General features: G+C 52.7%; 24 protein-coding genes and 1 tRNA gene. 20 read left to right on the top strand and 5 right to left on the bottom strand.

The genetic code is table 11. The annotated features are described in order from the left end of the window. The first annotated feature begins 25 nt into the window (after positions 1 to 25). Positions 26 to 685, top strand: coding sequence for a PAQR family membrane homeostasis protein TrhA (gene trhA / locus SK34_RS07495; protein ID WP_003838267.1), 660 nt, complete (start codon positions 26 to 28; stop codon positions 683 to 685). A 93-nt stretch (positions 686 to 778) separates the two neighbouring features. On the opposite strand, the gene ygfZ is transcribed toward trhA, so the two are convergent. Next, a complete protein-coding gene (gene ygfZ / locus SK34_RS07490; protein ID WP_048232745.1) occupies positions 779 to 1759 on the bottom strand; it encodes a tRNA-modifying protein YgfZ in 981 nt (326 codons plus the stop codon). 256 nt (positions 1760 to 2015) lie between these two features. Here ygfZ and sdhE point away from each other — a divergent pair, with 256 nt between their 5' ends. Both sdhE and SK34_RS07480 read left to right on the top strand, forming a co-directional pair. Continuing rightward, positions 2016 to 2282 carry an FAD assembly factor SdhE gene (gene sdhE, locus SK34_RS07485; RefSeq protein WP_003026938.1) on the top strand — a complete coding sequence of 89 codons (267 nt, stop codon included), beginning with the start codon at positions 2016 to 2018 and terminating at the stop codon, positions 2280 to 2282. Beyond that, on the top strand, positions 2263 to 2670 hold the full coding sequence (locus tag SK34_RS07480; RefSeq protein ID WP_003026936.1) for a protein YgfX: 408 nt from the start codon (positions 2263 to 2265) through the stop codon (positions 2668 to 2670). Before sdhE ends, SK34_RS07480 begins: the two co-directional genes overlap by 20 nt. A gap of 44 nt (positions 2671 to 2714) precedes the next feature. Here the strand turns inward: SK34_RS07480 and fldB are convergent, their stop codons facing one another. Next, the gene (gene fldB, locus SK34_RS07475; protein ID WP_003026933.1) at positions 2715 to 3236 is read right to left on the bottom strand and encodes a flavodoxin FldB; all 522 of its coding nucleotides are present in this window, start codon (positions 3234 to 3236) and stop codon (positions 2715 to 2717) included. 113 nt (positions 3237 to 3349) lie between these two features. Between fldB and xerD the strand changes: the two genes are divergently transcribed. The 5 genes from xerD (at position 3350) to lysS (ending at position 9444) form a co-directional block, all read left to right on the top strand. After that, complete coding sequence (gene xerD, locus SK34_RS07470; RefSeq protein ID WP_003026928.1) at positions 3350 to 4246, top strand: site-specific tyrosine recombinase XerD; 897 nt, start codon at positions 3350 to 3352, stop codon at positions 4244 to 4246. A gap of 28 nt (positions 4247 to 4274) precedes the next feature. Continuing rightward, entirely contained in the window at positions 4275 to 4988 is a 714-nt protein-coding gene (dsbC, locus tag SK34_RS07465) for a bifunctional protein-disulfide isomerase/oxidoreductase DsbC (RefSeq protein ID WP_003026923.1), read from the top strand. A gap of 5 nt (positions 4989 to 4993) precedes the next feature. Further along, positions 4994 to 6727 carry a single-stranded-DNA-specific exonuclease RecJ gene (recJ, locus tag SK34_RS07460; RefSeq protein ID WP_048232743.1) on the top strand — a complete coding sequence of 578 codons (1734 nt, stop codon included), beginning with the start codon at positions 4994 to 4996 and terminating at the stop codon, positions 6725 to 6727. 91 nt (positions 6728 to 6818) lie between these two features. Further along, positions 6819 to 7917 (top strand): peptide chain release factor 2 gene (gene prfB, locus SK34_RS07455; protein ID WP_096878465.1). Its coding sequence is split into 2 segments (ribosomal slippage): positions 6819 to 6893 and positions 6895 to 7917, totalling 1098 coding nucleotides; the frame shifts between segments, so codons are not numbered across the junction. 9 nt (positions 7918 to 7926) lie between these two features. After that, positions 7927 to 9444 (top strand): lysine--tRNA ligase, encoded by a 1518-nt coding sequence (gene lysS, locus SK34_RS07450; protein ID WP_003026911.1) that lies wholly within the window; start codon positions 7927 to 7929, stop codon positions 9442 to 9444. A gap of 77 nt (positions 9445 to 9521) precedes the next feature. Here the strand turns inward: lysS and idi are convergent, their stop codons facing one another. Next, complete coding sequence (gene idi, locus SK34_RS07445) at positions 9522 to 10076, bottom strand: isopentenyl-diphosphate Delta-isomerase (RefSeq protein WP_032948043.1); 555 nt, start codon at positions 10074 to 10076, stop codon at positions 9522 to 9524. Positions 10077 to 10242: 166 nt separating this feature from the next. On the opposite strand from idi, the gene actS reads away from it, so the two are divergent. Both actS and SK34_RS07435 read left to right on the top strand, forming a co-directional pair. Beyond that, positions 10243 to 11001: an amidase activator ActS gene (actS, locus tag SK34_RS07440; RefSeq protein ID WP_003026902.1), complete on the top strand. Its 759-nt coding sequence runs from the start codon at positions 10243 to 10245 to the stop codon at positions 10999 to 11001. Between the two features lie 79 nt (positions 11002 to 11080). Further along, positions 11081 to 11154, top strand: a tRNA-Gly gene (locus SK34_RS07435). Positions 11155 to 11186: 32 nt separating this feature from the next. Here SK34_RS07435 and SK34_RS07430 read toward each other — a convergent pair. Further along, the gene (locus SK34_RS07430; RefSeq protein WP_003841001.1) at positions 11187 to 11723 is read right to left on the bottom strand and encodes a GNAT family N-acetyltransferase; all 537 of its coding nucleotides are present in this window, start codon (positions 11721 to 11723) and stop codon (positions 11187 to 11189) included. A gap of 816 nt (positions 11724 to 12539) precedes the next feature. On the opposite strand from SK34_RS07430, the gene pgaA reads away from it, so the two are divergent. From pgaA to SK34_RS07400, 6 genes are all read left to right on the top strand, one after another. Continuing rightward, positions 12540 to 15002: a poly-beta-1,6 N-acetyl-D-glucosamine export porin PgaA gene (gene pgaA, locus SK34_RS07425; protein WP_048232740.1), complete on the top strand. Its 2463-nt coding sequence runs from the start codon at positions 12540 to 12542 to the stop codon at positions 15000 to 15002. Between the two features lie 9 nt (positions 15003 to 15011). Further along, complete coding sequence (pgaB, locus tag SK34_RS07420) at positions 15012 to 17033, top strand: poly-beta-1,6-N-acetyl-D-glucosamine N-deacetylase PgaB (protein ID WP_048232738.1); 2022 nt, start codon at positions 15012 to 15014, stop codon at positions 17031 to 17033. Then, the gene (gene pgaC, locus SK34_RS07415; protein WP_003033859.1) at positions 17030 to 18364 is read left to right on the top strand and encodes a poly-beta-1,6-N-acetyl-D-glucosamine synthase; all 1335 of its coding nucleotides are present in this window, start codon (positions 17030 to 17032) and stop codon (positions 18362 to 18364) included. The genes pgaB and pgaC overlap by 4 nt, the downstream gene beginning before the upstream one ends. Beyond that, positions 18361 to 18867, top strand: coding sequence for a poly-beta-1,6-N-acetyl-D-glucosamine biosynthesis protein PgaD (gene pgaD, locus SK34_RS07410; RefSeq protein ID WP_003840995.1), 507 nt, complete (start codon positions 18361 to 18363; stop codon positions 18865 to 18867). The genes pgaC and pgaD overlap by 4 nt, the downstream gene beginning before the upstream one ends. Before the next feature lie 82 nt (positions 18868 to 18949). Then, complete coding sequence (gene yjdI, locus SK34_RS07405) at positions 18950 to 19180, top strand: 4Fe-4S mono-cluster protein YjdI (protein WP_003033864.1); 231 nt, start codon at positions 18950 to 18952, stop codon at positions 19178 to 19180. 11 nt (positions 19181 to 19191) lie between these two features. Beyond that, the gene (locus SK34_RS07400; protein WP_003033869.1) at positions 19192 to 19464 is read left to right on the top strand and encodes a GNAT family N-acetyltransferase; all 273 of its coding nucleotides are present in this window, start codon (positions 19192 to 19194) and stop codon (positions 19462 to 19464) included. A 42-nt stretch (positions 19465 to 19506) separates the two neighbouring features. Here the strand turns inward: SK34_RS07400 and SK34_RS07395 are convergent, their stop codons facing one another. Next, entirely contained in the window at positions 19507 to 20436 is a 930-nt protein-coding gene (locus SK34_RS07395; protein WP_003033874.1) for a LysR substrate-binding domain-containing protein, read from the bottom strand. Positions 20437 to 20826: 390 nt separating this feature from the next. On the opposite strand from SK34_RS07395, the gene SK34_RS07390 reads away from it, so the two are divergent. The 4 genes from SK34_RS07390 (at position 20827) to SK34_RS07375 (ending at position 25290) form a co-directional block, all read left to right on the top strand. Then, entirely contained in the window at positions 20827 to 21432 is a 606-nt protein-coding gene (locus SK34_RS07390) for an ankyrin repeat domain-containing protein (protein WP_003033877.1), read from the top strand. Positions 21433 to 21558: 126 nt separating this feature from the next. Continuing rightward, positions 21559 to 22347, top strand: a complete 789-nt coding sequence (locus SK34_RS07385; protein ID WP_003840990.1) for an oxamate carbamoyltransferase subunit AllH family protein — start codon at positions 21559 to 21561, stop codon at positions 22345 to 22347. After that, positions 22325 to 23872, top strand: a complete 1548-nt coding sequence (gene fdrA / locus SK34_RS07380) for an acyl-CoA synthetase FdrA (protein ID WP_048232737.1) — start codon at positions 22325 to 22327, stop codon at positions 23870 to 23872. Before SK34_RS07385 ends, fdrA begins: the two co-directional genes overlap by 23 nt. Then, positions 23872 to 25290 carry a YlbE family protein gene (locus SK34_RS07375; protein WP_003033887.1) on the top strand — a complete coding sequence of 473 codons (1419 nt, stop codon included), beginning with the start codon at positions 23872 to 23874 and terminating at the stop codon, positions 25288 to 25290. Before fdrA ends, SK34_RS07375 begins: the two co-directional genes overlap by 1 nt. The last annotated feature ends 42 nt before the right edge of the window (positions 25291 to 25332 follow it).

The raw sequence follows: 25332 nt of genomic DNA, 5'->3' as shown, positions 1-25332 counted from the left end.
AGTGTTCGTTTCTGGGGAGTAACTTATGGTTCAGAAGCCATTAATCGCGCAGGGATATTCGTTGGCAGAGGAAATAGCCAATAGCATCAGTCACGGTATTGGGCTGGTGTTTGGGATTGTCGGACTGGTGTTATTACTGGTCCAGGCAGTAGATACCAACGCCAGCGCTATGGCCATTACCAGCTATAGCCTGTACGGCGGCAGCATGATCCTGCTGTTTCTCGCCTCAACCTTGTATCACGCGATCCCCCATCAGAGAGCGAAAATCTGGCTGAAAAAATTTGACCACTGTGCGATTTATCTGCTGATTGCCGGGACCTACACGCCATTCCTGCTGGTGGGGCTTGATTCGCCGCTGGCACGTGGACTGATGATTGTTATCTGGAGCCTGGCGCTGATCGGTATTTTATTCAAACTGACCATTGCGCACCGATTTAAGGTTCTGTCGCTGGTAACCTACCTGACAATGGGCTGGCTATCGCTGATTGTGGTGTATCAACTGGCGGTTAAGTTGGCAGCGGGAGGCGTGACGTTGCTGGCTGTTGGCGGTGTGGTGTATTCCCTGGGCGTAATTTTCTACGTCTGTAAGCGTATTCCTTATAACCATGCGATCTGGCACGGCTTTGTGCTGGGCGGCAGCGTTTGCCACTTCCTGGCGATCTATCTCTACGTTGGTCAGGCGTAATCATTGACGCCGGATGGAGGCTAGCGCCTTATCCGGCCTACAAAACAAAAGCCAGCATGCCTGATAGACGCATCGCAATCAGGCATTATTCATTTACTCTTCCAGCGAATACGGCAGCGGTACGATTTGCAGCGTTTTTGCGTCGTCACGAACGCGGAACACGCTGTCGGCCTCCATGTCGTTATTCATCACAACCTGCACCAGTACCTGACCATCGGCCAGTTTTACTGCGGCAAGTACGGTACCGGTACGACGCCAGTTCTCGCCCATTTTTAATTCAAGGTCTTCGCCAGCTTCCGGTACTCGACCGGCGGCACCCGCCAAAGTCCACATGGCGCGTTTATTGGCTCCGCGGAATTTTGCACGAGCAACCATTTCCTGACCGGTGTAGCAGCCTTTTTTAAAGCTGATCCCGCCCAAAGCCTGCAGATTGGTAGCCTGTGGAATAAACTGTGCACTGTTGGCTGTATCAATAACGGGGATACCCGCTTCGATATCCAGCGCCAGCCACTGCTGGCTGTTATTTAACTCTGCTTCGCCACGCAGCTTTTCAACCAAGGTTTCTGCTGTGGTGGCATCAACGATCAGCAGAAAACGTTCAGCAGGGTGTTCGAACCACAATACCGTGGAGGCACCTTCGGTAATGACCTGCTTATCACTGTTCGGTAATTCGTTAAAGAGATTGGCCAGCGCTGCACGTGCCTGGAATCCCGCTACGCCCAGCAGGACACGCTCGTCATCCGGGGCAATCGCCACCTTCGAGAAGACCGCGTATTTTTTCAGCTCGGTGAGCTGCGCATCACGCAGGCTACGGCGCTCAAGCCATGCAAAACCGTCACCCTGTCGGAACAGACGCAGGTTGCTCCACATTTTACCTTTGGCGTCACAATGTGCAGCTAACAGGTGCTGATGCTCGGTCATCTGGCTGACATCCGCCGTGACCTGACCCTGAATATACTTCTCACTGTCGACACCGGTGATGGTGGCGAGCGCCCAGTCATCGAGCGTCATTAGCGTCAGAGGCAAACGCGTTGACGCGAAAGGCTGGCGAGGAGGAAAAGATGTAAAAGCCATAATAATGTCCTGATTTGCTTAACGCAGTGATAATGACTAATGGTAAAAGAGCTATGGCCCATTGCAAGCGGTTTAAACAGGCTATTTGTGCCATATATTGCGCTTTGCGAGGAAACATCAAAAAATGGTGAATCCTTTGGCTTAATAAGGTTTTATTTAGCGAGCGAGCTTCAGTTTACTGATATTCCCGTAAAAGAGCGGGAAAAACACGTTACAATAGCGGGATACTTCGTTTTCGCGAGACAGGGAGAAGAACATGGATATTAACAACAAAGCACGTATTCATTGGGCATGCCGCCGCGGTATGCGCGAGCTGGACATCTCGATCATGCCGTTTTTCGAACATGAATATGACAGCTTAAGTGACGAAGAAAAACGTATCTTTATCCGTCTGCTAGAATGTGATGATCCAGATTTATTTAACTGGTTGATGAATCATGGGAAACCAGCTGATGCTGAGCTGGAGCAGATGGTGCGACTTATCCAGACACGGAATCGGGAACGTGGTCCAGTGGCAATCTGATTTACGCGTATCATGGCGCGCGCAGTGGCTTTCACTGCTAATTCATGGGCTGGTCGCGGTGTTTATTTTATTGATGCCCTGGCCATTGAGCTACACCCCATTATGGCTGGTTTTGCTCTCTCTGGTGGTATTCGATAGCGTTCGCAGTCAGCGTCGAATCAACGCCTGTCAGGGTGAGATTCGGCTGTTGATGGATGGCCGTCTGCGCTGGCAAGGGCAAGAGTGGTCTATCGTTAGCGCCCCCTGGATGGTTAAAACAGGCATGATGCTGCGTTTGCGCTCTGATGCCGGAAAACGTCAACATTTGTGGCTGGCGGCAGACAGTATGGATGATGCAGAGTGGCGGGATTTACGGCGGTTGATGCTGCAAAAGGCGAAGCAGAAGTAGTACTGACGGTAAGGTTGCGACCTTAGCCGTCAGTCGGCAGAAATTCAGGACCAGTGCTCGGCCATTTCGCCAAGAATTTGCTCGCACCAGGCCTGAATGCGTTCATCGCTGAGATCGTACTGGTTCGTTTCATCCAGCGCCAAACCAACAAACAGCTGCCCATCGGCAATGACGGGTTTATCGCTGGTGAATTCGTAGCCTTCGGTGGGCCAGTAGCCGACAAACTTTACACCTTTGGTGATCAGTTTATCGTGCAACATACCCAGCGCATCCAGGAACCATTCACCGTATCCCAACTGATCACCCATACCGTAAAGCGCGACAATCTTTCCTTCCAGGTTGAGGTCGTCCAGTTGCTCCCAGACCGCTTCCCAGTCCTCCTGAATTTCACCGAAATCCCAGGTTGGGATGCCCAAAATGAGCACGTCATACTGCTCCATTAGGGTCGGGGAATCGTCTTTGAGGTTGTGCAGTGTCACCAGTTCGGGACCCAGGATATCGCGGATTTTTTCTGCTGCCATTTCGGTGTAGCAGGTGCTGGAACCGTAAAAAAGACCCATGTTCATGACGTAAACATCTCAATTCTGCTGTAGCGTTGCGGGTAGTGTAACAGAATCGCCGCAATCCCGGCACAATGAGGCATAATGCATCAAAAATGAGAGTGGAATAAGGGGCGCGAGTGGAACAGGATCTGGCGCGCATCGAGCAGTTTCTTGATGCCCTGTGGCTGGAACGAAATCTGGCGGAAAACACATTAAGTGCGTATCGTCGCGATCTGACCATGCTTGTGGAATGGTTACATCACCGCGGCGCTTCGCTTGCGACCGCGCAAAGTGATGATCTGCAAGCCTTGCTGGCTGAGCGGATGGATGGAGGGTATAAAGCCACCAGTTCTGCACGTTTGCTCAGTGCGACGCGACGTTTTTTTCAGCATCTGTACCGCGAAAAATATCGCGAAGATGACCCCAGCGCCTCGCTTGCATCACCTAAACTTCCGCAGCGTCTGCCCAAAGATCTCAGCGAAGCGCAGGTAGAACGACTGCTGCAGGCGCCGCTTATCGATCAACCGCTGGAGCTACGCGACAAAGCCATGTTGGAAGTGTTGTATGCAACGGGTCTGCGCGTGTCTGAACTGGTAGGACTGACGATGAGTGACGTCAGCCTGCGTCAGGGCGTGGTACGGGTGATCGGTAAAGGTAACAAAGAGCGCCTTGTCCCGTTGGGAGAGGAGGCAGTGTACTGGCTGGAAACATACCTGGAGCATGGGCGTCCATGGTTGCTCAACGGCGTATCGATTGATGTGCTGTTTCCTAGTCAGCGGGCGCAACAGATGACCCGTCAGACCTTCTGGCATCGTATCAAACACTATGCTGTGTTGGCGGGAATCGACAGCGAAAAGCTGTCACCGCACGTCCTGCGGCACGCATTTGCCACGCATCTGCTCAACCATGGCGCAGATCTGCGCGTGGTGCAGATGCTACTGGGGCATAGCGATCTCTCGACAACGCAAATTTATACTCATGTCGCAACGGAGCGCTTGCGGCAACTACATCAACAGCATCACCCGCGAGCGTGAGTGCTGACAGGACAGGATAGGATAGGCTATGAAAAAACGTTTTATGATGTTCACCCTGCTGGCGACGGCGTTTTCCGGCATGGTACATGCAGACGACGCTGCAATTCGCCAGTCATTAGCAAAGCTGGGTGTGCAGAGCACCGAGATTCAACCTGCTCCGGTTGTGGGCATGAAAACCGTACTGACCAATAGCGGCGTGCTGTACGTAACTGAAGACGGTAAACATATTATTCAGGGACCGATGTATGACGTGAGCGGCGCAAGTCCGGTGAACGTCACCAACCAACTGCTGATGAAGCATCTGAACGCGCTGGAAAAAGAGATGATCATCTACAAAGCGCCGCAGGAAAAACACGTCATTACTGTTTTCACCGACATCACTTGTGGTTACTGCCACAAGCTGCATGAAGAGATGAAAGATTACAATGCGTTGGGGATCACCGTACGTTATCTGGCCTTCCCACGTCAGGGGCTGGACAGCCAGGCTGAGCAGGACATGAAGTCTATCTGGTGTGCTAAGGACAAAAACAAAGCCTTTGACGACGCGATGACTGGCAAGGGTGTAAAAGCGGCGACCTGTGATGTGGATATCGCTAACCACTATGCGCTGGGCGTACAGTTTGGCGTCAGCGGTACACCGGCGATTGTGCTGAGCAATGGCTATGTCGTACCTGGCTATCAGGGCCCGAAAGAGATGAAAGAATTCCTCGACGCACATGCAAAACAAACCAGCGGTAAATAATTCGCGTGAAACAACAGATACAACTTCGTCGGCGTGAGGCCGACGAGACCGCCGAGCTACCTGCCGACTTGCCGCCACTGCTGCGCCGTTTATACGCCAGCCGTGGTGTACGTAGCGCGCAGGAGCTTGAGCGTAGCGTGAAAGGCATGCTGCCGTGGCAACATTTGAACGGCGTCGAAAAAGCGGTTGAGATCCTCTACAACGCCTTTCGCGAAGGAACCCGAATCATCGTTGTCGGCGATTTTGACGCTGATGGTGCGACCAGCACGGCGCTAAGCATCCTGGCGATGCGCGCGTTGGGCTGCAGTAACGTTGACTACCTGGTGCCAAATCGTTTTGAAGACGGTTATGGTTTAAGCCCGGAAGTCGTTGATCAGGCCCATGCCCGGGGCGCTCAGCTGATTGTCACCGTAGACAACGGCATCTCGTCTCACGCGGGTGTCGAACATGCCAGAACGTTGGGGATCCCGGTCGTTGTGACCGATCACCACCTGCCAGGGGATACGCTGCCGGGCGCAGAGGCAATCATCAACCCTAACCTGCCCGACTGTGAGTTCCCGTCGAAATCGCTGGCAGGCGTTGGTGTAGCCTTCTATCTGATGCTGGCGCTGCGTACTTTCCTGCGTGACAAAGGCTGGTTTGATGAACGGGGCATTGCACCGCCGAACCTGGCGGATTTGCTCGATCTGGTCGCACTTGGCACGGTGGCGGACGTGGTCCCGCTGGATGCCAATAACCGTATTCTGACGTGGCAAGGCTTAAGCCGCATTCGTGCCGGAAAGTGTCGCCCTGGTATTAAAGCGCTGCTGGAGATTTCCAATCGCGACCCCCTAAAGCTGGCAGCCAGTGATTTAGGTTTTGCCCTGGGGCCACGGCTGAATGCGGCGGGCCGTCTGGACGATATGTCCGTTGGTGTGGCGCTGTTGCTGTGCGACAACATTGGCGAAGCGCGTGTGCTGGCCAATGAGCTTGATGCGCTCAACCAGACGCGCAAAGAGATCGAGCAGGGTATGCAGGCCGAAGCACTGACCTTGTGTGAAAAGCTGGAACGCAGTAGTGATACACTACCGGGCGGCCTGGCAATGTATCATCCCGAGTGGCATCAGGGCGTTGTGGGGATTCTGGCATCGCGTATTAAAGAGCGATTCCATCGTCCAGTGATAGCGTTTGCCCCGGCAGGTGACGGTACTCTCAAAGGGTCCGGGCGTTCGATTCAGGGGCTGCACATGCGCGATGCGCTGGAGCGCCTGGACACCCTTTATCCGGGCATGATCCTCAAGTTTGGCGGTCACGCCATGGCGGCGGGTTTATCGCTTGAAGAGGCGCAGTTTGAGCGTTTCCAGCAGCGTTTTGGCGAACTGGTAACCGAGTGGCTGGATCCTGCCTTACTGCAAGGTGAAGTGGTGTCGGATGGCCCACTGAGCGCGGCGGAGATGACCATGGAGATCGCACAAATGCTGCGCGATGCCGGACCGTGGGGGCAAATGTTTCCGGAACCGCTGTTTGACGGGCATTTCCGTTTGCTCCAGCAGCGTCTGGTCGGTGAGCGTCATCTGAAGGTGATGGTCGAGCCCGTGGGCGGTGGGCCGCTGCTGGACGGTATTGCGTTTAATGTCGATACCACCTACTGGCCGGACAACGGCGTGCGCGAAGTTCAACTTGCCTACAAACTGGATATTAACGAGTTTCGCGGCAACCGCAGCTTGCAGATTATAATCGACAATATCTGGCCACTTTAGCGTCACTAATCGCTATAAAAAAGGGCGTGGATTAGTTACAATCCCGCTCTTATCACCGCATTTTGACTAGTCCAATAAAAGAAATCAGACAATGTTTGAAATTAATCCGGTAAATAACCGCATTCAGGACCTCACGGAGCGCTCTGACGTTCTTAGGGGGTATCTTTGACTATGATGCCAAGAAAGAGCGTCTGGAAGAAGTAAACGCCGAGCTGGAACAGCCGGACGTGTGGAACGAACCCGAACGCGCTCAGGCGCTGGGCAAAGAGCGTTCCTCCCTTGAGGCCATCGTTGATACGCTCGATCAGATGAGCCAGGGCCTGGAAGATGTCTCCGGCCTGTTGGAACTGGCTGTAGAAGCCGATGACGAAGAAACCTTTAACGAAGCCGTAGCAGAACTCGATACGCTGGAAGATAAGCTGGCCCAGCTGGAATTCCGTCGTATGTTCTCCGGTGAATATGACAGCGCGGATTGCTATCTCGATATTCAGGCAGGTTCTGGCGGTACGGAAGCGCAGGACTGGGCAAGCATGCTGATGCGCATGTATCTGCGTTGGGCTGAAGCGCGCGGCTTTAAGACTGAAATCATTGAAGAGTCTGAAGGTGAAGTCGCGGGTATTAAATCCGTGACCATCAGAATTGCTGGTGAATATGCTTACGGTTGGCTGCGTACTGAAACCGGCGTACACCGCCTGGTACGTAAGAGTCCGTTCGACTCCGGCGGACGTCGCCATACGTCGTTCAGTTCGGCGTTTGTTTATCCGGAAGTTGACGATGATATTGATATCGATATCAACCCGGCGGACCTGCGCATCGACGTTTACCGTGCCTCCGGTGCAGGCGGTCAGCACGTTAACCGTACGGAATCTGCGGTGCGTATTACCCACATCCCGACCGGGATTGTGACGCAGTGTCAGAACGACCGTTCCCAGCACAAGAACAAAGACCAGGCCATGAAGCAGATGAAAGCGAAGCTTTATGAACTGGAAATGCAGAAGAAGAATGCCGAGAAACAGGCGATGGAAGACACCAAGTCAGATATCGGCTGGGGTAGCCAGATTCGTTCTTATGTCCTTGATGACTCCCGCATCAAAGATCTGCGTACCGGGGTTGAAACCCGTAACACGCAGGCGGTGCTGGATGGCAGCCTGGATCAATTTATCGAAGCAAGTTTGAAAGCAGGGTTATGAGGAACCAACATGTCTGAACAACACGTACAGGGCGCTGACGCGGTAGCCGACCTTAACAATGAACTGAAAACGCGCCGTGAGAAGCTGGCGAGCCTGCGTGAGCAGGGGATCCCGTTCCCGAACGATTTCCGTCGCGATCATACCTCAGACCAACTGCATGCTGACTTCGACGCGAAAGAAAACGAAGAGCTGGAAGCGCTGAACATTGAGGTATCCGTTGCTGGCCGTATGATGACCCGTCGTATTATGGGTAAAGCATCATTCGTTACGCTGCAGGACGTTGGCGGCCGTATTCAGCTGTACGTTGCTCGCGATGACCTGCCGGAAGGCGTCTACAACGAGCAGTTCAAAAAATGGGATCTGGGCGATATCCTCGGCGCGAAAGGTAAGTTGTTCAAGACCAAGACCGGTGAGCTGTCTATCCACTGCACCGAACTGCGTCTGCTGACCAAAGCGCTGCGCCCGCTGCCGGACAAATTCCACGGTCTGCAGGATCAGGAAGCACGCTATCGTCAACGTTACCTGGATCTCATCTCTAACGATGAATCCCGCAATACCTTTAAAGTGCGTTCACAGATTATGGCTGGCATCCGTCAGTTCATGGTTGCTCGCGGCTTTATGGAAGTCGAAACCCCGATGATGCAGGTGATCCCAGGCGGTGCGGCAGCGCGTCCGTTTATCACCCATCATAACGCGCTGGATCTGGACATGTACCTGCGTATCGCGCCGGAACTTTACCTCAAGCGTCTGGTGGTTGGCGGCTTCGAACGCGTATTCGAAATTAACCGTAACTTCCGTAACGAAGGCATCTCTGTTCGCCATAACCCAGAGTTCACCATGATGGAACTCTACATGGCTTATGCGGACTACAAAGATCTCATCGAACTGACTGAATCTCTGTTCCGTACGTTGGCGCAGAACGTTCTGGGAACGACTGAAGTGCCTTACGGTGAAGAAGTCTTCGACTTCGGTAAGCCGTTTGAAAAACTGACCATGCGCGAAGCGATTCAGAAATACCGTCCGGAAACCAACATGGCCGATCTGGATAACTTCGACTCTGCAAAAGCGATTGCTGAATCTATCGGCATCAAAGTTGAGAAGAGCTGGGGTCTGGGCCGTATTGTGACCGAGATCTTTGAAGAAGTTGCAGAAGCGCACCTGATTCAACCAACCTTCATTACCGAGTATCCGGCAGAAGTTTCTCCGCTGGCGCGTCGTAATGACGAAAACCCGGAAATCACCGATCGCTTCGAATTCTTCATCGGCGGACGTGAGATCGGTAACGGCTTCAGCGAGCTGAACGATGCCGAAGATCAGGCGCAGCGTTTCCAGGATCAGGTTAACGCCAAAGATGCGGGTGATGACGAAGCGATGTTCTACGACGAAGACTACGTTACCGCTCTGGAACACGGTCTGCCGCCGACTGCGGGTCTGGGCATTGGTATCGACCGTATGGTTATGCTGTTCACCAACAGCCACACCATCCGTGACGTGATCCTGTTCCCGGCGATGCGCCCGGTTAAGTAAGATGTGAAATGCCGGATGGCGGCTGACGCCTTATCCGGCCTACGATTCGTAATGTAGGCCAGATAAACGTAGCGCCATCAGGCAATAATTTGTTGGCAGTAATTCTGCAACAGCGCACGCGCTTCTTTGTTTGCAACCTGCATTACCATCCACGGGCTGAAAGCCCACGGCGTCGCGTCAATCCCGCTTAAGACATCCTCAAGATTGCTCCACTGGCAATCCATCACTTCATCTGGGTTTAGCTGTAGCTCACTGACGATATGTGCGGCATAAACCGGACATACTTCGTTTTCAACTATCCCACTCGGGTCTGTGGCGCGATAACGAAAATCAGCGTATACGGGGGTGAGCAAGTTGATATCTGCACCCAGTTCGAAGCGAGCCCGGCGGACAATAGCGGCTTCGTTGGTTTCGCCCAACTGCGGGTGACCGCAGACAGAGTTGGTCCAGACACCTGGCCAGGCTTTTTTGTGCAGCGAGCGGCGGGTGACCAGCAGTTGGCCCTGCTCGTTAAATATCCAGCACGAGAAAGCGGAGTGCAGGGGGGTTGTGGCGGTATGCGCCGCATACTTTTCCAGCGTTCCGCAGGGTTGGTCCTGCTCATTCAATAAAATGACATGTTCCTGTCGCATAGCGTCCACCATCAATCTTAAGCACTCACATTATATGCTTAATTAAGTCAGAGTGATTAACAGAGGGTGTGAAATGCCAGAGCCGCCGGTTCGTTGCGCGATATGATTTGGCATCCGGTTTCTGGCTGCTATGATAAAGCGTCTGAAAATGTTGCGAGGTATTGTTTTGAGTGCAGGACGCCTGAAGAAAAATGGCCTGGGTATCGTGATGCTGCTGTGTGTCGGTCTGCTGTTAGCGGGCTGTTCCGGGAGCAAGTCGTCTGATACAGGAAGTTATTCCGGCTCCGTGTATACCGTGAAGCGGGGAGATACGCTATACCGTATTTCGCGCGCCACCGGTACCAGCGTGAAAGAGATCGCTCGCCTGAATAATATTTCACCGCCCTATACCATTGAAGTGGGGCAAAAGCTGAAGGTCAGCGGCGGCGCGAAAACCAGTTCTGGATCTGGCAAAACAACCAAGAAATCCTCAACCAAAACGGCGGCGGTCAGACCATCTTCTTCTGTGCCGCAGTCGTCCTGGCCACCAGTAGGGCAACGTTGCTGGCAGTGGCCTGCCAGCGGTAAGGTGATCCTGCCTTATTCTACGGCGGACGGCGGCAATAAGGGCATCGATATCTCGGCTGCGCGCGGTACGCCGATTTATGCGGCCGGAGCAGGGAAGGTGGTTTATGTCGGTAATCAGCTGCGGGGCTACGGTAATCTCATCATGATTAAGCACAGTGAGGACTACATCACTGCGTATGCGCATAATGACACCATGCTGGTGAACAACGGTCAAAACGTGAAGGCCGGGCAGAAGATAGCGACGATGGGCAGCTCGGATGCGACGACGGTGCGCCTGCATTTCCAAATCCGCTACCGGGCAACGGCTATCGATCCACTGCGTTATTTACCGCCGCAGGGGAGTAAGCCAAAATGCTGACGGTGAATTAATCGCCAGTCAGTCGGTTAGTCCCTTGCCAAGAAGAGCGTAAGGTTTATAATCCCTTACGCACTTCAATGCGGGCGTAGTTCAATGGTAGAACGAGAGCTTCCCAAGCTCTATACGAGGGTTCGATTCCCTTCGCCCGCTCCAAAACTCTCTCCTGTAGTTATTCTTTATAAATGTTAAATAGCGACACCGAAATCCGGTGGCAGTGTGCTGTTACCTTCACCCAGATTACGTTGTAGCAATACCGTGTCGAGCCATAGTCCATGTTTGAAGCCGATGTTTTTCAGTGTGCCGATTTCCGTAAATCCGGCCTGCTGATGGACTTTTAACGATCCCTGATTATTGCTGTCGCCGACGATGGCAATCAGTTGCCGATAGCCCTGTGCTTCAGCCCAGCCGATCACATGACGCAGTAAAGCTTTTCCTACACCCTGACGCTGAGCCGTTGGAGCAATATAAATCGAATCCTCAAGGGTATAGCGGTAGGCATAACGCTCGCGATAGCGGGTGAGGTAGCAATACCCGATGACCTTACCTTCCTGTAGCGCGACGACCCACGGCAGCCCGAGGCTGCGGATTTTTTCCAGACGAGCAAACATCTGGTGAGCATCCGGCGGGTCGGTTTCAAAGCTGCCGGTACCGTGAAGAACATGATGTGCATAAATATCGCGTATGGCGGGGATGTGCTTTTCTTCTGCGTTAACGATTTTCATTGACCGGCTCCCATTGGCGTCTTTGCCCAGATTACCTGAAAGACTGAGGGGAAGGTAAGTGCAAAAAATTATGCTTCGAACAGTTGCTTGCAATGCTAATAGGCTTTCATATTGTAAGGGGAAATAATTGATTGTGGTTGATGTTGTCAATAATACGCAAGGTTGGTAAATACATTAACGCGCAGAGTAATACACAATTATTCGTGCACGTCTTCGAGCGTGTATCCAAATACCAATTATGGTAGGTTTCGAAAAATGATGAAGAAAGTTATTTAATTTCAATGTGTTGTTTCTGTATCTAATTCTTCTTGCGCCTGTACCCTTATTTTCATTTCATTGGCCCTGTTTGAGCCCTAAAAATTAAGTTATATTTTGTTGTTAGCAGAGAGCCTATTATCAGATTTTTCTCTATTCACCTCTCAAAATAGTTACCATGCAAACAGTTGCGCGGTGTAGCTATGCTAACCAGCAATAGTAAGCATCGTCACATTATGTCACCGGGCAAACTTTGTTTAAATCCAGAATTCAATCCCAAGAGTATTAGGATTATTTAGTCTAAAATACTTTTTTGACTAAGACTTTTCTTATTACGTAGCCATGAACTACATGGAGTGATAAAATTCCCGAGTTTATGCCTCCTGCTCAACGATTAGAGGACGCAGTGCGGGTCGTCAATAAGACGAAAGAATTAATTGCTTTATAACCCTATTACGAAATAAGCGGCAGTGCATCTTACATGGTCGGCAATCGTCAGGGATTGACCTTAACTTATTGAAAACGCTTATTTTTACTCTGATGTAAGATATAAGGGCAGATATGTTCAGTATGCGTCGACATGCCAACTTCATTAAACGTTTTAAGTCCGTAAGCTGTTTATTTACGGCCAGCATTCTTTTCCCTATGCAAATCTCTGCTGCGGTATCAGATTATGATGCTTTGGTTATTGAAGCGCGGGGGGGGAATAGTGCGCCGCTATTGCGCTACCTTGAGGATCAGGGAAAGAAAAGTGCGCTAACGCCAAACCAGGTTGCCGACTGGCTGCAAGTTTCCAGTTGGGTTGAGAACAACGATAAAACAACAATTGAAATCTGGCAGCGGTATCGTGGGCAGATGGATGTACCTGCACGGGGAAAAGTCGCCGCAGCGCGTGCGTATCGTAACCAGAAAAACTGGAATGATTCATTGGCGGTGTGGGAACGCGTTTTACAGCAAGAACCTGATAACGTTGATGTACGCACCGGCTGGATAATGACGCTGGCAGATGCGCGCTACAATCAGCAAGCCCTTACCGAAGCGAATAAATGGGCTCAGGCGCATCCGGGCGCAGATTCCGACGCATTGCTTGCCTATGTATATCATTCTCAGGGGAAAAATTGGGACGCGCTGTTGGTTGCCAGCCAGGCGGATGACGTCGATCCTGGCAACAAAAATGCAAAATCCACGCTGTTGTCTGCGCTGTCAGCGAACCGTGTTTCCGGACCAGCCTTAAATATGGCGGAAGTCGTACCCACGGCAGATCCTGTGAAGCGTCGCCTTGAGCTTGATGCGGCGGCTGAAATGGTCCGATCCTCTTATACGTCCGCACGTAATGAAGAAGAACGTTTTATCGTAGCAGATAAAGCGCTGGCCCGTTATGACCAGTTGTTGGCGGCCTGGAAAGATGAGCCGTCTGCGCAGAATGATGTCCGCCGGGCGAGAATAGACCGTATGGGTGCCCTGTTGGTACGTAAACGTACTGCCGAAGTGATCGAGGAATATGAGTCCCTTTCCGCAAGCGGCGAAGTACCAAACTACGCAAAACGTTGGGTGGCATCAGCATGGTTAAGCGAGCGTCAGCCGGAAAAAACCGAAGCGATGTTGGCGAGCATCTACTACCCGAATGGGCCTATTCCGGTGACGCCGCTCAGTCCAGAGGATCAACAAGATCTGTTCTATGCACACATTGATAATGAAAACTTCGATGCTGCCAAAAAACAAGTCGATGATTTGATCAAAGAGAGTCCGTATCTGCGGCGTATCTATGGCTCGCCAACGCCGCAGCCTAACGATAACTGGCTGCTCGGACAGTCGCTGCTGACGCAATATCATATCGCTGCCAATGAACTGCCAGAGGCAGAAAAGCTCGCAGAGCATCTGGCACGAACAGGCTCCGGTAACCAGGGACTGCGCATTTCCTATGCCTCTGTGCTTGAAGCGCGTGGATTGCCGCATGCGGCGGAGAAAGAGCTTAAGCTGGCGGAAGTGATTGAGCCAAGCAACCTGGAGCTGGAGCGTCAGCAGGCTTACGTTGCGCTGGATCTCCAGGAATGGAAGCAGGCCGATGAACTGACGGATGACGTTATTGCCCGTAGCCCGGATGATGAAGCGACGCTGCGCCTCGCGCGTATTCGTGATGTCCACAAAATGTCGGAAGTGCGCATTAGTGGCACGCAGGGGATCTCGTCCGATAGCCCGGTCAGCGGTAAGAATGACTTCAACATCAACACGGCTATTTACAGTCCGCCGATTAATGACAACTGGCGACTGTTTACTGGATTCAACTTCGCTACCGGTGAATTTGAGGAAGGGAAGGGCATCAGCCGCGATCTGGCGGCGGGTGCAGAATGGACTTCCCGTGATTACTGGGCGGAAATGGAAGTGTCTGGCCGAAATTATGGCGATGGTCAGAAGATTGGGGGGCGTCTATCCGGCTGGCATGACTTCAATGACAACTGGCGCGTAGGCGGTTCGGCCGAGCGCTTGTCGCGTAATACGCCATTGCGCGCGCTGCGTAGCGGTGTGTATGCCAACGGCGGCGATATGTTCGTTCGCTGGTATCAAAACGAACGACGTGAATATCAACTGTCGTTTGCTGCATCACATTTCTCAGACGGTAACGATCGCATCGAATACGGACTCAGCGGAAAAGAGCGCATCTGGACCACGCCTCGCTTCACGCTGGACTTTACGCCGGGCATTGGCGGGAGCACCAACACCAAAGAGAATGTGCCGTATTACAACCCAAAGAGTGATTTTTCGGTTGTCCCTGGCCTGAGCGCTGAGCAGGTTCTTTACCGCCACTATGATACCGTCTGGACGCAGCAAGGTCTGGCAGGCGTAGGTGGCTACTGGCAGCAAGGTGAAGATGCAGGCGCTATCGTCCAGGTAGGATACGGACAACGGCTTAAATGGAACAACGTCGTAGATGGCGGGGTGATGCTGATTTGGGATAAACGCCCCTATGACGGTAAACGTGAGCGGAATATCTCCCTCGCTTTCGATTTAAATGTCAGGTTTTAAGGATTGTTCATGCTGAAAAGATCCCTGTGGCTTAGCGCATTAATCGCTGGCTGGTTGATGATTACCGCGTGCAGCAGCGCGCACAATACAACGCCTCGCTATGTTCCTCCTGGGGAGAGAACACCGCTGACGGCGGATCATCAGTGGCCGAAAAATAGTTTCCTGGTACTGGGTTATCACGATGTTGAAGATGGTGCTGCCGACCAGCGTTACCTCTCTGTGCGTACCAGCGCGTTGAGCGACCAAATGGCCTGGCTGCGTGATAATGGCTATCAGCCGATCAGCGTGCAGCAAATTCTGGATGCCCATGACGGTAAAATTGTACTGCCGGAAAAAGCGGTATTACTCACCTTTGATGACGGGTATAGCAGTTTTTATACCCGCGTCTGGCCATTGCTGAAAGCCTACAACTGGCCTGCTCTCTGGGCGCCAGTAGGCAGTTGGGTTGATGCGCCAGCCAACAAAAAAGTCGATTTTGGCGGCTTAATGACAGCGCGAGATAAATTCGCCACCTGGAAAATGGTCGAAGAAATGGGGAAATCGCCGTTGGTGGAAGTCGGTGCGCACACCTGGAACTCGCACTTTGGCGCTGAGGCCAATCCGCAGGGGAGTAAAGAGCCAGCTGTAGCGAACCGCCTGTATGATAAGAAAACCGGCACTTACGAAACGGACGAACAGTACACGCGACGTATAAACACGGATATTTCTCTGATCACTAACAAGATCAAATCGGTGACAGGGAAATCGCCGCGCGCGTGGGTATGGCCGTACGGCGCAGCCAACGGCACGACGTTAAACCTGGCCAAAGAGCATGGCTATAAGATGGCCTTTACGCTTAATGAAGGGTTGGCGAATGCCGCGTTTCTCGATGATATTCCGCGCGTGCTGATCTCTGATAACCCATCCCTTAAGCACTTTGCCAGTCAGGTCGCTCAGGTCCGTGAGCCACAGACGATGCGCGTGATGCATGTCGATCTGGATTACGTATATGACAAGGACCCTGCTCAGCAGAAGCGAAATATCGATAAGCTGATCCAGCGCGTTTATGACATGCGTATTTCTCATGTCTTCCTGCAGGCGTACGCCGATCCGCAAGGCGACGGGAATATTCGTGAGGTCTATTTCCCCAACCGCTGGCTGCCGATGCGTGCCGATCTCTTTAACTATATCTCCTGGCAATTACAAACGCGGGCAGGGGTGACGGTATATGCCTGGATGCCGGTTCTGGCTTTCGATCTCGACGCGTCTATTCCACGCGTAACCGCATGGGATCCGAAAACGGGACGTACTGCTATCAATCACGAGAACTATGTCCGCCTTTCACCCTGGAGCAGCGAAGCGCGTCAGCGCATCACTGAAATCTATGAAGACCTGGCGAAACACGCCAGCTTCAAAGGTATTTTGTTTCATGACGATGCTTTCCTGACGGACTTTGAAGATGCGTCACCGGAGGCGTTAGCCGCCTACCGTGCCGCAGGGCTTCCGGGCAGTATCGAGCAAATACGTAATAATCCTCAGGCGTTCGAGCGCTGGACGCGCCTGAAAAGTAAGATGCTGATCGACTTCACCAAACAGCTGACCCAGTCTGTGCGTAATATTCGCGGTCCACAGGTGCAAACTGCGCGCAATATTTACGCCATGCCGGTACTGGAGCCTGAAAGTGAAGCCTGGTTTGCACAAAACCTGAATGATTTCCTCAATACCTATGACTGGACGGCGCCGATGGCGATGCCATTCATGGAACAGATCCCGGCCAATGATGCCAACGCATGGCTTGACCGACTGGTGAATGCCGTTGCACAAAACCCTGGGGCGCTGGATAAAACCGTGTTTGAACTGCAGGCACGAGACTGGCGTAAATCCGGGGATCAGGCTGAAATCAGCGGAAAACAAATAGCCGAATGGATGCGCCAGCTGAAATTAAGCGGTGCAGGTAACTACGGCTATTACCCGGATGATTTCATCAGCGACAAACCTGAGATGTCAGAGATTCGCTCGACGTTCTCCTCATACTGGTATCCGCAAAAATGACCGATCGCATTATTGCTTTCCTGATACTTTGCCTGATGTTCAGCCTGCCGTTTGGCGTGGCTGTCATCTTTACAGGTGAAGTGATGTTGAACTTCGTCTTCTTCTGGCCTTTGTTCATGTCTGCTTTGTGGATAAGCGGCGGAGTCTATTTCTGGTTTTACCGTGAACGTCACTGGAAATGGGGAGATGACACGCCACCACCGACCCTGCCGGGGAATCCACTGGTTTCCATTCTGATCCCCTGTTTTAACGAAGGGATCAACGCGCGTGAAACCATTGAGGCCGCACTGGCACAGCGATATAAGAATATCGAAGTGATTGCCATCAACGATGGTTCAACGGATGACACTCACGACGTGCTGGAACAACTGGCAGTGGAATACCCCAGCCTGCGGGTGATTCATCTGGCTGAAAACCAGGGCAAAGCGCTGGCGCTCAAGACCGGTGCGGCCGCGGCGCGCAGCGATTACCTGGTGTGCATTGATGGCGATGCGTTACTGGATCGTGATGCCGTTGCCTATATTGTGGCTCCACTGATCCAGTTCCCGCGCGTTGGTGCGGTGACGGGGAATCCGCGTATTCGAACCCGCTCTACGTTAATCGGCCGTGTGCAGGTCGGTGAGTTCTCTTCCATTATCGGCTTAATTAAGCGTACTCAACGAGTCTATGGGCAGATCTTTACCGTTTCAGGCGTAGTTGCGGCGTTTCGTCGTCGCGCGCTGGCCGAGGTCGGTTACTGGAGCCCGGACATGATCACTGAAGATATCGATATCAGTTGGAAGCTGCAATTGCGCCACTGGTCGGTATTCTTTGAGCCGCGCGCACTGTGTTGGATCCTGATGCCTGAAACGTTAAAAGGGTTGTGGAAGCAGCGTTTGCGCTGGGCGCAGGGTGGTGCAGAGGTGTTTATCGTTAACATGCGTCGTCTGTGGTCGTGGGAGTTCCGTCGCATGTGGCCGCTGTTTCTTGAGTTTTGTTTTTCTACCGCCTGGTCGTTTGCCTATGCGATCAGTATCGTGCTGTTCCTGTTAGGGCTGATGATCCCGATGCCGGACTCGCTGTATGTGCAGCATCTGTTCCCGCCAGCCTTTACCGGACTTATCCTCGGCGTGGTGTGCTTGCTGCAGTTTGCGGTGAGCCTGATGATTGAACGACGTTATGAAAAAGGCATTGGCGCCTCGTTGTTCTGGATTATCTGGTTCCCGGTGGTGTACTGGATGCTAAGCCTGTTCACCACACTGGTCGCGTTCCCGAAAGTGATGCTCAAACGCAAACGCGGCAGAGCGCGTTGGGTGAGTCCTGACCGTGGAATTGGGAGGATCGAATCGTGAATCAGCCACTGATCTTTACGGAGCGGCGTCTGCTGCCTCGCATTATCGATGTGTTGTTGACGCTCATCGCCTGGGTTGGTTTCTTATACCTGATCTATAAAGGGTTGATCACGGCCCTGGCGCATTCACCGTATATGGGGGTGCGACCCTTTTTCACCACGCTGGATACGGTCACGTTTTATATCCTTGTCGCCCTGGTCAACGGCCTGGTGCTGATTGGCTGGGCTAAGTACAACCAGTTTCGTTTTCGGGTGGAACGCCGCAGTCGCAGACCCGGGCTGGAAGACCATGAGCTGGCAGAAAGTTTGCGTATTACCCGGGAGCTGGTTACGGAACTGAACAAGGCGAGGGTGCTGACGGTCCACCATCATGAGAATGGCGAAATCAGTCATATCGATGTGGATAGGGATATTGCCGATAACCGCCTCCCGCCGCCAACGCCTGCGATGCTGGAGTATTTGCCACCAGAGCAGCAGCCGTTGTTGCAGAAAAGGCCCGAGTGATATTTCTGCTTTCAGCAGCTTCCTTCAGCCTCGCATAGGTCTATGATTAGACCCAGACAATAAAAAAATGTGAGGCAATGTCGTGGATAAGGAACTACTGGATGCAGGTTACCGGGCCTATACCGGCGAGAAGATTGACGTCTATTTCAACACGGCGATATGTCAGCATTCGGGCAATTGCGTGCGGGGAAGCGCGAAACTGTTTAACCTGAAACGTAAACCGTGGATCATTCCGGATGAAGTGGATGTCGAGACGGTCATCAAGGTCATCGATACCTGTCCGAGCGGTGCGCTGAAATATCGCCAGAAATGAGTGAGGGGACCATGGAAATTCTTGCAGGCCACAACAAGTTTTATGTCAATGATGCTGAGGGCAACCAGGTTGCCGAGATTGTATTTGTGCCGACGGGCGAGCATCTGAGCATCATTGAACATACCGATGTCGACCCCAGCCTGAAAGGTCAGGGCGTCGGCAAACAGCTGGTGGCGAAAGTGGTAGAGAAGATGCGCGCTGAAAACCGCAAAGTTATTCCGCTGTGCCCGTTTGCCAAACATGAATTTGATAAAACCCGCGAGTACGACGATATCCGCGCCTGATCATCTTATGTGTACCGGAAGGTATAACAGCCATCCGGTTCATCACTCCCGATGCAGCAGATCCTGATAAATCCCCGTCAGTATCCCTTGTGGCCCAAACTCTTTTTTAATCCACTGAGTTACACGACCGGTTGCCGAATGCTGGGTGGCCAACAGCATTCGTGAATCCTGACGCGGGTTGTGGATCTGCCGCGTCACCAGCAACGACTTTTCCATCGCCTCGCGCACCATGTAGTCCGGCAGAAAACCGATGCCTTCACCCAGGATCTGGCACTGGCACTTGGTATTAAAATCGGGAACCAGAATCGACTCCTGTCCGTGTAACAGCCAGCCGACCTTCTTGTTGATGGTGTGTGCGGTGTCTTCCACCATGATGTTCGGGTACAGGCGTAACTGGCTCTCAGAAATGGGTTCCGGCATAAAGGCGAGGGGATGATCCGGGGCAATCGCAAACGACCAACGGATCGCGCCGATCTCGGTGTAATCAATTCCGCCGCCATCCAGTAACGTATCGGGCGCGCCAATGGCGATATTAGCCAGGTTGTTGATGATCGAATCCCAGACGCCGTTATACACCTCGGTGGTGACGGTTATCTGGCAGGTTGGAAACTGTTTCTTGAGTACCTGCAGCAGCCGCGCTGTATGTTGAGGGGTATACAACAGCTGGTTAATGCAGATGCGTACCCGGGCTTCAATGCCCTGAGCGATGGTATCAATGCTGCGCTTGATGGCGTGGAAATCGTTGAGCAGGTCGGTCGCCTTGCGAAACAGGTAGCGCCCGGACTCGGTCAGTTCAATGCTGCGAGTACTGCGGGTAAACAGCACCACGTCGAGACCCATTTCCATGCGCTTAATGGTGTAACTAATTGCAGATGTGGTTAAGCCAAGCTCTTCAGCCGCCTTGCTAAAGCTGCTGTAGCGGGCTGCCATCGTAAACGCCAGCAGGTTTTCCTCGGTAAATATTGAATTCATCTTTCTCCCCTCCGGCGACAATGCGCATCCGCAACACGATGATTGTTGAATGTATTTGTAATCCTTATACAGAGCAATCAGTTTTGAACAAAATTTAACACTAGTTTTACATTTGATTTGAAGGCAATCACACTTCTGTATTTTAATTGCAGGCCGCTATCCGTGCAGCATACCGCCTGATTCACCGGACTACTGATTAGTGGCTAAAAGGGTCCCAGCCATAAGGGAAAGATTGCACTACAGCACGTTTTGTTCTCATTGTTAAAATTGATTCAATAATCGATGCGCTTACGATGAATGAAATTTAAGCGGATGTTATTCTCTGCACTCTGTTGCTATTCTCAGGTTATCGGATATTTAAAAAGTCTAAAAAACTGCAGGAGAGCGATTATGTCAGAGAAAGAACTCATTACTGAATTTCTGCTGGCGGCAGAACAGGGCAATGCCGATGGATTAAAATCCTGTCTGGCAAAAAATGTGGATATTAATGCCACTAACCGCCAGGGGCGTACTGCCATTATTATAGCCAGCCTGAATAAACATTATGACTGTGTTTCTTTATTGATTGCTGAGGGTGCCGATATTAATAAACAAGATCAAACTTGTTTTAACCCCTTCCTGATTAGCTGCCTGACGAATGATTTAACGCTGTTGCGTACGGTATTACCGGCTAACCCTGACCTTAATTGTCTGAGCCGTTTTGGCGGTGTCGGTATTACGCCAGCCAGCGAAAAAGGCCATGTTGAGATCGTGCGTGAGCTGCTGCTGCGTACCGATATCAATGTCAACCATACTAATTTTGTTGGCTGGACGCCGCTCCTGGAAGCCATCGTACTTAATGACGGTGGCGCGAAGCAGCAGGAGATCGTTAAGCTGCTGCTCGACCATGGCGCAAATCCGCACATGACGGATAAATACGGTAAAACCCCGCTGGAACTGGCGCGAGAGAAAGGGTACCACGAAATTGCCGAGCTGCTGATTGCGGCCGGAGCCTGACACAGGAGCGCCATTATCGCTACGCCATCACGGCGATGCGTACGGGCGCTAACCGCAGACAGCGCGTTTCTCACTTTCCGGGGAACGGGGCGGGTTGAACAGGTTTTTTCCCACGCGGTAAACCTGTTGATACCTGAACAGCAGCGGTTGCTGACGTTACTGAGTGAAGATTGTGATAACGCACCTAACAGCTGTCGGCTGGCGCTGACGCATTGTGAAGACCTGTTTCATCCCGGTGAGCTGGTCAATTTTAGCGGGTCGGGAATAGTTGTTGGCAATGATAAATGGATAGAAACCGCCGGTTGCCTGCTGTGGCGAATACCACGGTGGACATCTGATGCAGCAAGTCTTGCCGCAGTCGGCTGGCAGCATTGGGAAGAGGTTATCCGCCAACAGCTAAGAAGCGACGACACATTATTTCTGTATCAGGGTGACAATCCGTTTTTTCAGGAAATCACCCGTCAATTACACAACCGCCGACAAACATTACTGACGGCGTTGCGTACAGGAGAAAATATCTCTACAGCGGTCAGCCATTTAATTGGTTTGGGGATTGGTCTGACGCCCTCATCGGATGATTATTTAGTGGGCCTAAGCACTATTCTATTTATTCCTGGACATCCGCTGAGGAAATATCGTGAAGATTTTTTAGCAGCTTTACAATATGCCGGAAATAATACGACGCTACTCAGCAAAATAACGTTAGAGGAAGCTTTTCATCAGCGTTATCGGGAAAGTGTTGGACGGCTGCTGAACCAATTTATTACTGAGCAACAACCCGTTTCTACGCAATATATTACTGACATTAAAAATATTGGCTCAAGTTCTGGCTGCGACATGCTGTATGGCATGGCGGATGCCTGCGCCCTGAGCCACAGGTCCGGAGGGAATTATGTCGATCAGGATAGTTGTTAAAAAGAACACGTATTTTGATTCTGTCTCACTGATGTCTATCTCCACGCGCGCAAATAAGCTCGATGGTGTTGAGCAGGCGTTCGTAGCTATGGCGACAGAAATGAATAAGGGCGTACTGAAGAATCTCGGCCTGCTCACGCCTGAGCTGGAAGAGGCGAAGAGTGGCGATCTGATGATTGTCATTAAAGGCGCGAGCGACGAAGCAAACGCGCAAACGCTGGTGGCGATTGACGATCTGTTTACGCATAAAGAGCAGGGTGGCCAGCACGAAGCGCGCTATGCCACGCTCGCCAGCGCGAAGAAGCACGTTCCCGACAGCAACCTGGCGGTGATCTCGGTCAACGGCCTGTTTGCCGCGCGTGAAGCGCGTCAGGCGCTGCAAAATAACCTCAACGTGATGTTGTTCTCTGACAACGTCTCTCTTGAAGACGAGCTGACGCTTAAGCAACTGGCGCACGAAAAAGGGCTGTTGATGATGGGGCCAGACTGCGGAACCGCCATCATTAACGGCGCGGCGCTGTGTTTTGGCAACACAGTGCGTCGCGGCAACATCGGAATTATTGGTGCGTCCGGTACCGGTAGCCAGGAGCTGAGCGTACGCATTCACGAGTTTGGCGGCGGAATTTCCCAACTGATTGGCACCGGTGGACGCGATCTGAGTGAGAAGATTGGCGGCCTGATGATGCTTGACGCGATTGGCATGCTGGAGGCCGATCCGCAAACTGAGATCATCGCGCTTATCTCCAAACCTCCTGCGCCAGCGGTGGCGCGCAAGGTGCTGGAACGTGCGCGCGCCTGTCATAAGCCCGTGGTGGTGTGTTTCCTCGGACGTGAAGCCGCGCCTGCGGATGAAAAAGGCCTGCAGTTTGCCCGCGGTACTAAAGAGGCGGCGTTGAAAGCGGTACTACTTACCGGCGTGAAAAAAGAGAGCCTGGATCTGCATCCGCTCAACTGGCCGCTGATTGAAGAGGTTCGCGCCCGTCTGACCCCGCAACAAAAGTACATCCGTGGCTTGTTCTGCGGTGGCACGTTGTGCGATGAGGCGATGTTTGCTGCCATGGAAAAACATGCCGAAGTTTACAGCAACATTCATCCGGACCCGGCGTTCCGCCTGCAAGATCTCAACCGCAGCGTGGCGCATACCTTCCTCGATTTCGGTGATGACGATTTTACCAACGGTAAACCGCACCCGATGATCGATCCCACCAACCGCATTAGTCGTCTGTTGCAGGAAGCGCGCGATCCTGAAGTCGGCGTGATCGTGATGGACTTCGTCCTTGGTTTTGGATCGCATGAAGATCCGGTTGGCGTGATGCTCGACGCGATCGTTGAAGCCAAAGCGATCGCCGACGCAGACGGTCGTCCGCTTGAGATCCTCGGCTATGTGCTGGGGACCGATCTTGATACGCCGTCGCTGGAAAAACAATGTCAGATGCTGACTGATGCGGGCGTTATCTGGGCGAGCAGTAGCACCAACACCGGATTGCTGGCGCGTGAATTTATCTGTAAAGGGGAGGAAGCCTGATGAGCCAGACACTGTTTAACCAGCCGCTGAATGTGATTAATGTCGGTATCGCGATGTTCAGCGATGACCTGAAAAAGCAGAACGTTCCCGTGACCCAACTCGACTGGACGCCGCCGGGCCAGGGCAACATGCAGGTGGTTGCTGCACTGGACGAGATTGCCGATTCGCCGCTAGCAGACAAAATCGCTGCCGCTAACCAGCAGGCGCTGGAACGTATTATCCAGTCGCATCCGGTGCTGATTGGCTATGACCAGGCAATCAATGTCGTGCCGGGGATGACCCGCAACACCATCCTGCACGCCGGGCCGCCAATCCGCTGGGAAAAAATGTGCGGTGCAATGAAGGGCGCGGTAACCGGGGCGCTGGTGTTTGAAGGACTGGCGAAAGATCTGGATGAAGCTGCCGAACTGGCCGCCTCGGGTGAAATTATCTTCTCACCATGTCACGAGCATGACTGCGTTGGCTCGATGGCGGGTGTGACGTCAGCGTCGATGTTTATGCACATCGTTGAGAACAAAACCTACGGCAACCGCGCATATACCAATATGAGCGAGCAGATGGCGAAGATCCTGCGTATGGGCGCGAACGATCAGAGCGTTATTGATCGTCTGAACTGGATGCGTGATGTGCTGGGACCGATGCTGCGCGACGCCATGAAGCTGGCGGGAGAAATAGACTTGCGCCTGATGCTGGCGCAGGCGCTGCACATGGGCGATGAGTGTCATAACCGCAACAACGCCGGGACGGCGCTGCTGATTCAGGCGCTGACGCCGTGGATTATTCAGACCGGTTATCCGGTTGAGCAGCAGCGTGAGGTGTTTGAATTTGTCCTCAGCAGCGATTACTTCTCCGGACCGACCTGGATGGCGATGTGTAAAGCCGCAATGGACGCCGCCCACGGCATTGAATACAGCACCGTGGTGACGACGATGGCGCGAAACGGTGTTGAGTTCGGTTTGCGCATCAGCGGCTTACCGGGTCAGTGGTTTACCGGTCCGGCGCAGCAGGTGATTGGCCCGATGTTTGCAGGCTACAAGCCGGAAGATTCCGGACGTGATATTGGCGATAGCGCGATCACCGAAACCTACGGCATTGGCGGTTTCGCCATGGCGACGGCGCCGGCCATCGTGGCACTGGTGGGTGGTACGGTCGAAGAGGCCGTTGATTTCTCGCGCCAGATGCGTGAAATCACTCTCGGCGAAAACCCCAACGTCACCATTCCGCTGCTTGGTTTTATGGGCGTACCGACCGCTATCGATATTACGCGCGTGGGCAGCACCGGCATTCTGCCGGTGATTAACACCGCAATTGCGCACAAAGATGCGGGGATCGGCATGATCGGCGCCGGAATAGTCCACCCGCCGTTCGCCTGTTTTGAAAAGGCGATCCTCAACTGGCGCGACCGCTACTGCCAATAACAACAATCGGGGCTAACGCGGTTAGCCCCACAGTAGCGAAGC

It is taken from the genome of Citrobacter sp. MGH104, from assembly GCF_001034485.1.
In the GTDB taxonomy this organism is placed as follows: Bacteria; Pseudomonadota; Gammaproteobacteria; order Enterobacterales; family Enterobacteriaceae; genus Citrobacter; species Citrobacter freundii.
The sequence above is the reverse complement of the archived record's forward strand: the minus strand, read 5'-3'. Positions and strand labels throughout refer to the sequence as shown.